Consider the following 12280-nt stretch of genomic DNA (forward strand, 5'->3'; position numbering starts at 1 on the left):
TTCATCGTTCAAACACAAAAAAGGCGGTCATCTCTCGATGGCCGCCTTTTCATTTACCGCTCTACCGAATCAGTCCGGCAGCTTGTAGGCGATGATGTAGTCGCCCATGCGGGTGCCCAGCGAACCGTGGCCCCCGGCGACGATCACCACATACTGCTTGCCGTCTTTACCGGTGTAGGTCATCGGTGTGGCCTGGCCACCTGCAGGCAGACGGCCGGCGAACAGTTCCTTACCGGTTTTCACGTCATACGCGCGCAAGTACTGGTCGAGCGTGCCGGCCAGGAAGCCGACACCGCCAGCAGTCACCATCGAACCGCCCATGCTGGGCACGCCCACTGGCAGACCGATCGGCACAGGGGTGTTGTCACGGCTGGTACCGTTCTTGTGCTTCCAGATGACTTGGTTGGTGGTCAGGTCGACCGCTGCCACGTTACCCCACGATGGGGCCTGGCAAGGCATGCCCAGCTGGGACATCAACGGGTGCATGATCACTGCATAAGGCGCGCCGGTGTTCGGCTGCACGCCGCTGGTTTCGCTCTCGCGTTTGCTGCCTGCTTCGACCTGGGCACGCGGCACCAGCTTGGAGACGAAGGCCATGTAGTTCGGGCTGGTGAACATCAGTTGGCGGACCGGATCGACCGAAACGGCGCCCCAGTTGAACACGCCCACGTTGCCCGGATAAACGATGGTCCCTTGTTCGGACGGTGGCGTGTACTGACCTTCGTAGCGCAGTTCCTTGAACTGAATGCGGCACAGCATCTGGTCGAATGCGGTGGCGCCCCACATGGCTTTCTCGGTCAGTTCAGGTGGCAGCATGTTCAGCCGCGAGCGGGCCTGAGTCGGCGCGGTGTGGTCGCCTTGTGCAGCACCCGTCGGTGCCGGGACTTCGTCGATCGGTACGATTGGCGTGCCGTCGCGGCGGTCCAGCACGTAGAGGCTGCCCTGCTTGGTCGGCTGAATCACAGCTGGCTTGACGCCTTCCGGGGTCTTCAGATTGATCAGCGTGGGTTGGCTCGGCACGTCCATGTCCCACAGGTCGTGGTGAGTGAACTGATAGTTCCAGCGCACCTTGCCGGTGTTGACGTCCAGCGCGACCAGACCGGCGCTGAACTTCTCGGCGCCTGGGGTACGGTCGCCGCCATACTGGTCAGGCATCTGGTTGCCCAGTGGCAGGTAGACCAAGCCCAGCTTCTCATCGACGCTGGCCAGGGACCACATGTTCGGGGCGTTGCGCGAGTAGAACTGATCGGCGGCGATCGGCGCGGTGGCATCAGGGTTGTTGGCATCCCAGTTCCACACCAGCTTGCCATCATGCACGTCATAGGCACGAATCACGCCCGACGGCTCATTGGTCGACTCGTTATCGGTGACGTGGCCACCGATGATCACCAGGTTGCGAGTGATCGCGGCGGGCGAGGTCGAATAGTAGCCGCCCGCCGTAAACGGACCGATGTTGGCACGCAGGTCGACAGCACCTTTGTTGGCGAAATCTTCGCACACCTTGCCGGTGTCAGCGTTCAATGCAATCAGACGGGCATCGGCGGTCGGCAGGTAGAGGCGACGAGGGCAAGCGGTCGCCACGGCCTGGCCGGCGTCTGACAACGCAGCAGCCGGCGCGCCGACATCGGATTTGGCGTAGGCGTCTTCGTCATAGTACGAAACACCTCGGCAGGTCATGTGTGCCCAACCGGTGAAATTCTTCGCACCTTCCCTGGAGATCTGAGGGTCGTAGGACCAGATCGTCTTGCCCGTGTCAGGGTCCAGCGCAAGCACCTTGCTGTGTGGGGTGCAGGCGTAGATCATGCCGTTGACCTTTAGCGGGGTGTTTTCGTTGGTCAGCTCCACCGGGTCTTCGGCTGTTGGCAAATCGCCGGTGCGAATGCGCCAGGCTTCCTGAAGCTTTCCGACGTTTTCAGGGGTGATCTGCTTCAGTGGCGAGTAGCGGTTGCCATGCTCGGAACGGCCATAAGCTTGCCAGTCGCCTTCCGGCATTGGCTGCGGGTCGTACGCCACGCCTGCATCGTCGCGATCCAGCTTGCCCTTGATCTCGCCAGGGTTGGTGAACTGACTGGCAATCGCGGTGAGGCCAGCCAGCACCACGGCAATGCTCAGCGCAGCCGTTGGCAGACCGCCCGGTTGGCCACGCAGCACCGGTCGGCGGAACCAAGGCAGCAACATGACGACGCCGAGTACGAACCACAGCGACAGGCGTGGCACCAACTGCCACCAGTCCAGGCCGACTTCCCACAATGCCCAGACCGTGCTGAGGAACAACACGATGGCAAAGACACCCAGCGCGGCGCGGCTGCCTTTGATCAGCAGTGCACCTGTGAGAATGAAGCCGATACCCGCGAGCAGGTAATACAGCGACCCGCCCAGTGTCAGCAGTTTGATACCCCCGGCCAGCAAGGCCAGGCCCATGATAAGAATCACCAGTCCGAGCAGGCTCGGTAACCGGCGGCCCCTACTGAAAGCACCGTCAGTGCTCATAGTTTCGTACTCCGTAACGATTTAGTGGTTGACGCCAATCCCTTTGTCGCGTTCTGGCTTTGAAGCCATCGCCTTCACGCTAGTTCCTCAAAGGGAATACAGAAAGGTTCGTCAGAGCGATCAGAACGAGGACTGGACCTTGAGACCCGCCACCAGCGCATCGTCCACCTGGCTCACGCCCCCGGGATGACGGATGAACTGCAGGTTGGGACGCACGGTGAGCCACTTGGCCACGTGGACCCCGTAGTAGAGCTCTGCGTTGTATTCGGTGTCCTGCACGGGCAGGTAGGCCGGGTCGCTGTAATCACTGGCGCCACTGACCTGATTTTGCAGGTGGATGTTCTTGCGATAAGCGGGGTTGACGTGAAGGCGGCCGATGGCCAGGCCAAGGTCATCTTTCGGACGAGCGTCGAACGGACCGGTGTAGGTCGCACCCAGCGCAACGTAGTTGTCGATCATGTTGGTTTTCTTGTCGTGCACTGTGCCGTTGGCGAACAGGCTCAGGCCTCGGCTGTCATCGCTGGCCTGGCGGGTGACCTGCTGGCGCAAGGTCAGCCACATGCCATGCTTGCTTGACGATGAGGCGTAACCTTCACCGCTCAGTGCCGCGTAACGGCCATCGCTGTCTTTGTAGACGTCGCTGCTGTCTGCGCTGCTGTAGTAATACCCAAAGCGGTACTCGCCGGGCAGGTCGTTGATTCTCGGAGACCATACCAGTTCGACCGGCAGCACGGCGCCTTGCGTACCGCTGCCGCTGAGTTTGAAGTGATTGCCGTTTTCCAGGTTCGACGGATTCTGTTCGAAGGCGCCGACCTGCACGAACAGGGCGGGGGTGAGCTGGTATTTCACACGCATCGCCCACTGGCTGATCGGCCAATTGTACCAGATGCCGCCACCCCAGTTGCCGACCTGCGAGCCGCAAAACGCGAGGTTCTGGAAGTCGCACGGAAACGTGTTGAAATCCTCCCCTTCGTTGAACCGGCCGACTTTAATGCTCAGCGCCTGATCGAGGAATTTCTGCTGGTACCACAGGTCGGTGAGCCGGGTGACACTGCCTCGCCCCCAGACTTCCTGGGAAGACGAGATCGTGCCAGTGCGCGGGTCAGATACCCGGTCGTTGCTGATGTTGTCGCCGTTGCGGTTGGTCAGCGTCAGTTGGACCTCTGCGTCGTGCCAGCCAAGGATCTTCTGCAGATCCAGGTGTGCGCCGAGGGCGAATTGATCGCTGTAACGGGTGGCTTTGTCATGGTTATAGCCGCCATGCAGATTCGAACCGACTTCGATGACTGTCTCGAGCTTGAAGTCATACCCCTCTTGCGACAGCGCGGTGCGCTTGCCATTCCAGTCGCCCAGCATCCATGGCGATTCAGTGTCGAACGCGGGGGCGGCGTGGGCGCAGGTCGTCAACGCCAGGGTGGCAAGAACAAACAGATGGCGAGGACTCAAGGAGCGCGGCAGGGTGCGATGTATCGAGTTCGAGTGCATGAACGTGTGATTCTTCTGAGGGTGTGAAGACAACGCAGATTGGCCACTGCGTCGATAAGCCGCGAGAGAACGGCTTGACACGTTAGCGAATGAAACGTTTCAGCCTGCGGCCGGGCGCGATGATAGGGCCCTAACGATTTTTAGAAAAGTCGATTTTGCGACATGAATAGTTACGGATGACGCAACAGTCCATTTTTTTGAGACAGCGCTGTCCCTCAATGCTTATTGGATCCAGATGGGGTGGGCAGGCGTGGAAGCTGCGGGCAAACGTTACGGATGACGTACAGATGAGAGCGCAACTTATGCGTGAGAGCCGGGCGTGGCCGACTCCCACACGATGGCTGCCCTGTGGTGGGCGGCGGATGAACCTAGAACGTTGTGCGTAAGCCGACCTCGACGCTGCGTCCTTGGGCAGGTGCAATGTCACGCAGGATCGAACTGGCATACCGGACGGTTTGGTTGGTCAGGTTCTCGCCATTGACGAACGCCAGCCACTGACTACCGCCGAGCTTGAACGTATAGCCCGCACTGGCGCCGAGGGTGGTGTAACCGTCGGTGCCCGTTTCGTTGTCTGGTACTCGACCTTGGGACGCGGCATGCTCCACGTCGATGCGGGCTTGCCAGTCATTCAGCTCCCAAAGCAGGCCTGTGTTCAAACGCAGCGGTGCGATGCGAGGCAGTGCTTCACCCGTGTCCAGATTCTTCGCGCGGGTGTAATCACCTGACAGTTCCAGCGCGAATTTCCCATATCGGTTCTCACCCAGTTTCCAGTGATCCTGTGCCTCGAATCCTGCAAAGCGCGCACGCACGCCGGAGTAGGTGTATTCGGGAATGCCGTCAGGGTCCTCTTCTCCGTCTTCATTGAGCGTGCGACCCGTGCCCAATAACCCGATGTAATTGGAGAAATGGCTATAGAACACCCCGAAGCTGCCTTTGTGAGTTCCGTTGTCGAAGCGCAGTGCAAGGTCGCTGGAGACGGCTTTCTCTTTAGAAAGGTCCGCATCCCCCACTTCATAAGTGCCGGTGGCGACGTGAGCGCCATTGGCATACAGCTCATAGAACGTCGGCGCGCGCTCTGTGTAACCGAGGGTAGCCGCCAGCGACCAAATCGGTGTCAGCGTGTACACCGCGCCGGATGACAGGCTGCCCGCCGTAAAACTGTTTGAGCGATCCGCATTGGCGAATCGTTCGTTGCCGTCGCCATTCGGGTCCACGCGGGTGTGTTCCAGGCGGCCTCCCAAGCTGAACTTCAAACGGTCCGTGGCTTGCAGTTCTTCGAGGATGAACAGCGCACCGGCATCAGTGTCGGTATGCGGGACGAAGGCCTCCTCGCCCAGGGCGGAAAACTCACTGCGGCTTAGTTGTGCCCCGATCACGCCGTTGAGCGGGCCGATTGGCTGATGCCGTGCTTCGACACGGGCCTCGTAGCCCTTGTTCTTGAAGGTCGTGCCGACTTCACCGTCTTCGATCTCCATGTGTTTGTACTCGGTGTAGCCGGCATCGAGCTTCACTGAGGTGAAAGGGCCCGACAGGTTGCGGATTTCCGAGGCGAATGCGTAGTGATCCTGCTTCATGCGAATGCGCACATCCTGCTCGGCAGGGGACCCGTAGTTCGAATCGTAATTGCTGTAGGAAAGCCCCGCGTAACCGTCGTCCCACGTGTAGGAGCCACCGATTGCGCCCCCGTCCTGACGGCCATCGCTGTTGCCCAGGCGGTGCTTCTTGTCGTCGCCGTCGGGGTTGCGGGCGCGCTCGTCAGCGGTGCGGGCGTAACCGGGTATTTTCAGGTCGTTGAATTCACGGGCGTTCGCGTCCAGGTGCAAGGCGAACGCGCCGTTGCCCGCTTCGAGTCGACCGGCGCTACTGCGCGTGGTGTCCGCGCCGCCGTAACGCAACTCCCCCGCGCCCTGAATGCCCTGGATCGCTTCGGTAGGAATACGGTTGTCAAAGGTGTTGACCACGCCGCCAATGGCACTGCCGCCGTAAAGCAGGGCTGCCGGACCGCGAACGATTTCAATGCGGTCGACGTTGACCGGGTCCAGCGGCACGGCGTGATCGTAGGACAGCGATGACGCATCCAGCGCGCCGACGCCGTTACGCAACAGTCGGATGCGATCGCCGTCCAGGCCACGGATGATCGGTCGACTCGCGCCGGGTCCGAAATAGGACGAGGACACCCCCGGCTGCTTGTTCAGGGTTTCTCCCAGGCTGCCTTTCTGCTGCAGGGTCAAATCGTCGCCTGTCAGCACGGTACTGGGCGCAGCAACTTGATCGCTGCCCAGCGGGTTGGCCGTGATGGTCTGCTGTTGCAGTTCGATGGCATAGGCGGGGGAGGCGACCAGCAACGCGGCGGTCAGAGGCGTCAGGCGCCGGAGTCGGGATGTAGAAGGGCGGGACATGCAGCAGTTCCTTGGCAGGGTGTGGCTTAGATGATTGGTCTTTTAGTGTTATAACATAACATTAAAAATGCAATCACTTTGAAACCATCGGTTTGCGCCATTGCGTTGTGCCCATCATTCAGCGTGCGGCAGGCAGCGATGCGCCACGGGAACGCTTCACAGCGACCCAACGCTCCGTTAAGGTGCGCACCTTGCAAGACCGTCCTTCCACCGACCGTACAAAGGCCAGGCATGACCGCACATGACACCCATCCGCTGCACGGCGTGACGCTGGAGCAGATCCTCAACCGGCTGGTCGAGCATTACGAATGGTCCGGGCTGGCGGAGCGGATCGACATCAGATGCTTCAAAAGCGATCCGAGCATCAAGTCGAGCCTGACGTTTCTGCGCAAGACGCCTTGGGCGCGTGAGAAAGTGGAAGCCTTGTATGTGAAGCTGGCGCGCACCAAGCGCTGGTGAGTCAGACGACGTGAAGGCCCTCCCTGAAACCCCGCTGCACCTGCCCACTGGACAGCGTCGTTACGCCACAATCGCTGCATTGCTGGGCTGGTTTGCGTTGGCCGTGCAGTTGTATCTGGTGCTATGGGGGCGGTGGAGCGATCAGGCCAGCCTGATGGGAGGGCTGGTCAAGTTCTTCAGTTTTTTCACCGTGCTGACCAACAGCCTAGTGGCAGTCGCATTGAGCTGTGCGGCCTCCTCGCGGAACTCGGCGGGGCATCGTTTTTTCAAGTCGCCGGTGGTCTGCGGCGGTATCACCACCAGTATTGTGCTGGTGAGCATTGCCTACAATCTGCTGTTGCGACACTTGTGGAGCCCCGAGGGCTGGCAGAGGCTTGCCGATGAGCTTTTGCACGACATCATGCCGTTGGCGTTCCTCGCCTACTGGTGGCTGTACGTGCGCAAGGGGCAACTGCGTGTGAAGCATTTGCTGCTCTGGATGGCCTATCCCGTCGTGTACTTCGGCTACCTGCTCCTGCGCGGCAGTGCTCTGGGGGATTACGTTTACCCGTTTCTGGACATCGGTACGCTGGGCGTGAAGCAGGCGTTGATCAATGCATTCGGGGTCTTGGGGGGATTCATCGGAATCGGCGCGGTGATCGTGTTGATCGATCGCGTTCGGGGCACGCAGCAGTAGCGCTGCGCAGTCATCACGGGGGCGTCATCGCGGCCCCCGAAATGCAGGCGGGTCATTCCTCGTCCGAGTCGTCCAGCCGCCAGTAACCGGCGGCTTTGACGGCCGCTTCGTCGAGCTTCAGTTCGTCCAGCAACACACGGCGTACCTTGCGCGACAACGCAGATTCCATCGCGACCCAGGCATACAGGCTGCCTTGCGGCAACGTCAGGTTGCGTGTCACGTCCAACAGATTTCCTTCACTGCGCAGCACCCAGATCACTTCAACCTGCGCCTCACTGGGCAACGGCTGGCGCTCGGCGGCGTCTTCGATTTCCACCACGACGCACGCACGACGGTTGGCGGGCAGTCCTTCAAGGCGCCTGCCAATGGCGGGAAGGGCGGTCTCATCCCCGATCAGCAGGTAGCTGTCGAACATGTCCGGCACGATCATCGAACCCCGAGGGCCGGCGATGTGCAGGAACTGCCCGGGCGCGGCTTGAGCCGCCCAGGTGGCCGCCGGCCCGTCGCCGTGCAGGACGAAATCGATATCCAACTCGCCGGTTTCGGGGTCGTATCGACGCGGGGTGTAATCACGCATGGCCGGACGCGGGCCGTCCGACGCTTTAGGGCCGGGGGTGAAGGTTTCCAGCGCGGCCTGTTCTTCGGCGGTTGTCGCGAACAGCAACTTCACATGGTCATCGGTGCCCAGGCTGACGAAGCCCGCCAATTCCGGCCCGTGCAGGGTGATGCGCCGCATCCGTGGAGTCAGATCGGTGACTCGTAGCACTTGCAGTTTGCGGCGTTTGATCTCGTGACTGACGCGGTGGATCGATAGCTGTGAATTCATACGGACTGCTCCCCCGTTACGTTAGGGCCATCGGCAACGGCCTTGGCGGTTTCGTTCAAGAGGTCGCGTACCCGAATGATTTCGTCCGGCGTCCAGCGACCGTGGTGCATCTGCAGGGCATGGCGCAGATTGTGGACGGCCTCGTGAATTTCCGGCGGGCGGTCGTGGCCGCGTAGCGAGCGCTTACTGACCTCGATGCGCATCTTCACGCCGTCCAGTGCCACCGTCTGTTCGGCGAGACTCTGTTGACCGGCTTCGGTAATGGCATAGCGTTTCTTGCCCCCTTCCGCATCGCCGGTGATCAGTTCGCTTTCTTCAAGAAAGGTCAGGGTGGGATAGATCACGCCAGGGCTCGGGCTGTAGGCCCCGTCGAACAGGCCTTCGATTTGGCGGATCAGGTCGTAGCCATGGCAAGGCTGATCGGCGATCAATGCCAGCAGCAGCAATTTCAGGTCGCCGGGTGCGAATACCCGAGGTCCGCGCCCACCGCGTTCACGGCCGGTGCGCTTTTCAAAGCCGTCCCGACCGTCGCCGTGGTCGCCGAAATGTGGACGGTGGTGATGGGGGTGGTGGTGTGAGTGGTCTCTCATCTTTTGTCATCTCTCGTTACGTTTAGATATACCTTAAGATATATCTTAATCGAGCTGCAAGAGGCGCTAAGACGAACGGTTCTCTTTCGGCATTGGCAAACATCTTGGGTTGGAATGGAAGCCTGTAGGAGCGCGCTTGCCCGCGATGACCTTCTGCCCGTCAGTACATTTAGCGCAGACGGACTGCAATCGCGGGCAAGCGCGCTCCTACAAAGGTTTGTCTCCGTAGGTACTAGCCACCCGCGCCGCTGTCGGGGCTTTGCACTGGGTATGCGTGCCAGGCTCCAGATAGCGATTGAGGATGGGCGCCATCCCTTTGAGCACCTGCACGGGCAAGGCCGAGGTGAATTTGAACCCTTCGGCGGCGCGGCCTGGCACATACGCCGTCAAGGTGCCGAAGTGGTTGTCGCCGATGTAGAACACGAAGGTCGCGGTGCGGTTGATGGCCTTGGACGCGAGAACCCGGCCGCCTGAGCCGATGCTCTCGATGCGGTTGTCTCCGGTGCCTGTCTTGCCGCCCATCGCCAGCGGTGTACCGTCCAGGGTTTTGAAACTGCCCGACACGCGCCGCGCGGTACCTGCATCGACCACCTGCGACAGTGCCTCACGCATGGCCGCCGCCACTTCCGATGGCATGACCCGTTTACCCAAGTCCGGATTGTTACTGAGCAGGGTTTCATAGGGGGTGTCCGCCGCAAAACGCAGGCTGTCGATGCGCAACGCCGGCACGCGAATACCGTCGTTCTGAATGATGCCGATCAGTTCGGCGAGCGCTGCGGGGCGATCACCCGAGCTGCCGATGGCCGTGGCCAGCGAGGGGACGAGATGATCGAACGGATATCCCAGTTTCTGCCAGCGCTGATGGATATCCAGGAATGCCTCGATCTCCAGCATCGTGCGGATCCGGCTGTCGCGGGCGCTTTTGTGTCGACTCTTGAATAGCCAGCTATACACCTCCTGACGTTCGAAGCGGCTGGCGGCGACGGCTTCCTTGAATCGGGCGTCCGGGTTCTGCAGCAGATAGCCGACCAGCCACAGGTCCAGTGGGTGAACGCGCGCAACGTAGCCTTGGTCTGGCAAATCGAACTTGCCCGGCCCATAGGCGTAATACAACTCGTCCAGGCGTTTTTCAGTCAGCGCGGGTTGGCGTTTGTCCGCCACGGTGTGAGCACGTACAAAAGCGTTGAACGCGCTCTGGCTGGCATTGGGCAGCAGATAGCGATGCACCGCCGCCAGACGAGGGGGCGATGGATGTACGCCATCCAGAAAGGTGTCGAGCCTGTCCTGGGTGGTCTTGTTCTTGTAGCGCTTCCAGAAGCGCAGCAGGAATGCGGTGCCTTCTCGGTCCGCGAAGTCGGCGAGGTATTCCTGACGCCGAGGGTCGCTGTCGTCCCTGAGCAGGACGGCGCTGTTGTTCGGGCCCTGGTAGGTGACATAGCGCACCACGTCGCGCATCAGCCGAATGAATGGCAGGTTGATCGATTCGCGCAATGACTCACGGAGCGTCGGATTGCGGGCGTTGTCTTCGCGTCGGAAATTGTTGAAATGATGCATGCCGCCGCCGGTGAAAAAGTTTTCCCCCGGGCTGGCCGAATAGGTGCGGTCCAATGCCGCCGAAAGCATTTTCGACAGGGCTCGATCAGGGTTCTGAATCAGGTAATCCACGGCCCAGCGGCTTAGGCGATCGGGTTCTTCGACAGGAACCTTTTTCAGTTCGGATGTGCTCATTGCGCCGTATTTGTCGTGCAGTTCGGCGATGATTTGCAGATACGTGGTCAGTACCCGCATTTTGGCCGTGGAGCCCAGTTCCAGCTTGCTGCCTTCATTGATATCGAAGGGCTGATCGGTGCTGTCGGTTTGCACCCGTACCCGCGAGCCATCGACGTCACGCTCGAACAGCGTAAAGCTGTAGCGCACGGCCTGTGTGCTGGTAGGAGTCAGCAGGTGCTCACCCAGCAGGCCCAGCTTCGCCGCGAACTCGGGATTGGCCAGATCGCGCAGGTAGTGCCCGACACGGGTTTGCAGATCAGTCTGCAGGGTGCTGGTGGCCGACAGGTCGAGACGGTCCAAGTCGTACAAAGGACGATTGAGCATCGCTGACAAACGAGTGCGTGCAACCGTGATGCCTTTGTTGGTCTCGATGGGCTGGACCGTCGGCTGCTGCACCCAGTCGCGATAGGTCACCGTGGCGCCCAGCGCCGCGTCGGCCAACGACTGATCGATGACGTTGTTTTGAGCCAGCAGGCGGATGTGGCTGTCGGTGAGGTCAGCCAATTCCTTGCGACCCTTGGCCAGATAGTGAGAAGGCCGCCGCTGCGCGATGACCAGCGAAAGCACCTCGCGCAATGCCAGACCTTGGGCGGCGAGGGTCTTGGCGTCCTTCGCCGGAGAGGCCAGCAATTGGTTGGTCTTGTCGAAATCCGCGCCGTACCAAACGCGCAACCCTTCGGCCATGCCATGCACTTCGCCATGCCCCGGTACGGCGGAAAGGGGAACGCTGTTGAGGTAATCACGCACCACCCGCTGACGCGCTTCCAGGGTTTCAGGCCCCGGTTGGTAGGCCCGCACGCTGGCCGAGATCATCTGGCGGATTTTTTCGCCCCCCGACTGCGTCAGTCCATCAGGCGAGTGGCGGTATTTTTCCAGTTGGGTCGCCAGTGTACTGCCGCCTGCCGACTGGCCGGGCATTCCCACCAGCTTCGCCACCTGCGACACAGCGGCTTTCAGAAAGCGTGGCCAGTCCACGGCGGGATTGGCCATTGGCTGGCGCTCGTTGAGTAAGTCGCGGTTTTCGATGAACAGCAGGCTGTTGACCAACACCGGCGGTATTAACGCGAACGTCGGGTAAAGCTGCTGTGGATAGATGAATTGATACAGCGCATCGCCTCGGCAATCTGCAATGGTCAGGCCCGACTGACTCTTCTCCTGATAGGGCACGAAGAAGCCACGTCTGGCGTATGAAAGCAGTTCAGGAGAGAAGCGAGATTGCTCGGTGATCCGATAGTCCCGCTTGAGCAAACGCGGCAGGAATTCATCCAGTGCCGAATACCCCAGGCGTTTGTCGAACGGGCCATCGCCGGGGTAGAGGATGTCGTCGCTGGGCCCTGGCTCGAGACGGTAGCGGAGGTGGCTGGCGAACTCGCTGAACTCTCGGGCCTGGAGTTTCGAACTGCGAACCTCCGTGGTGATGGCAAATCCCAGGATCACCAACGCGACCAGCACCACCACCAACACGAACCGCCCTGCGTGCAGCCGGAAGCGTGAATGTGCAGGCGACGGCGCCTCCCCCTGACTGTCAGCCTTGACCGCAGCCTTTTTTCCATCGGAATGCCACAAAGCGCCCATATCGTTGGCC

The 12280-nt window shown here is 60.7% G+C and carries 8 protein-coding genes; 2 read left to right on the forward strand and 6 right to left on the reverse strand.

Annotated elements, in window-relative coordinates; translation table 11 throughout:
• Window positions 1-69: 69 nt before the first annotated feature.
• From DBP26_RS20505 to DBP26_RS20515, 3 genes are all read right to left on the reverse strand, one after another.
• The gene (locus DBP26_RS20505) at window positions 70-2490 is read right to left on the reverse strand and encodes a glucose/quinate/shikimate family membrane-bound PQQ-dependent dehydrogenase (RefSeq protein ID WP_108239349.1); all 2421 of its coding nucleotides are present in this window, start codon (window positions 2488-2490) and stop codon (window positions 70-72) included.
• Window positions 2491-2610: 120 nt separating this feature from the next.
• Window positions 2611-3975, reverse strand: coding sequence for a carbohydrate porin (locus tag DBP26_RS20510; protein WP_108239350.1), 1365 nt, complete (start codon window positions 3973-3975; stop codon window positions 2611-2613).
• 368 nt (window positions 3976-4343) lie between these two features.
• Complete coding sequence (locus tag DBP26_RS20515; RefSeq protein WP_108239351.1) at window positions 4344-6374, reverse strand: TonB-dependent receptor; 2031 nt, start codon at window positions 6372-6374, stop codon at window positions 4344-4346.
• Window positions 6375-6605: 231 nt separating this feature from the next.
• Here DBP26_RS20515 and DBP26_RS20520 point away from each other — a divergent pair, with 231 nt between their 5' ends.
• Both DBP26_RS20520 and DBP26_RS20525 read left to right on the forward strand, forming a co-directional pair.
• Window positions 6606-6833 (forward strand): VF530 family protein, encoded by a 228-nt coding sequence (locus DBP26_RS20520; RefSeq protein ID WP_108239352.1) that lies wholly within the window; start codon window positions 6606-6608, stop codon window positions 6831-6833.
• 10 nt (window positions 6834-6843) lie between these two features.
• Window positions 6844-7509 carry a Pr6Pr family membrane protein gene (locus DBP26_RS20525; protein WP_256601914.1) on the forward strand — a complete coding sequence of 222 codons (666 nt, stop codon included), beginning with the start codon at window positions 6844-6846 and terminating at the stop codon, window positions 7507-7509.
• Between the two features lie 52 nt (window positions 7510-7561).
• Here DBP26_RS20525 and DBP26_RS20530 read toward each other — a convergent pair whose 3' ends face one another.
• The 3 genes from DBP26_RS20530 to DBP26_RS20540 form a co-directional block, all read right to left on the reverse strand.
• Window positions 7562-8335: a siderophore-interacting protein gene (locus DBP26_RS20530; protein ID WP_108239353.1), complete on the reverse strand. Its 774-nt coding sequence runs from the start codon at window positions 8333-8335 to the stop codon at window positions 7562-7564.
• Window positions 8332-8925, reverse strand: a complete 594-nt coding sequence (locus DBP26_RS20535) for a PadR family transcriptional regulator (RefSeq protein ID WP_108239354.1) — start codon at window positions 8923-8925, stop codon at window positions 8332-8334. Before DBP26_RS20535 ends, DBP26_RS20530 begins: the two co-directional genes overlap by 4 nt.
• A gap of 207 nt (window positions 8926-9132) precedes the next feature.
• On the reverse strand, window positions 9133-12270 hold the full coding sequence (locus tag DBP26_RS20540) for a transglycosylase domain-containing protein (protein ID WP_108239355.1): 3138 nt from the start codon (window positions 12268-12270) through the stop codon (window positions 9133-9135).
• Window positions 12271-12280 lie beyond the last annotated feature (10 nt).

The organism is Pseudomonas sp. RIT409 (assembly GCF_003052515.2).
In the GTDB taxonomy this organism is placed as follows: domain Bacteria; phylum Pseudomonadota; class Gammaproteobacteria; order Pseudomonadales; family Pseudomonadaceae; genus Aquipseudomonas.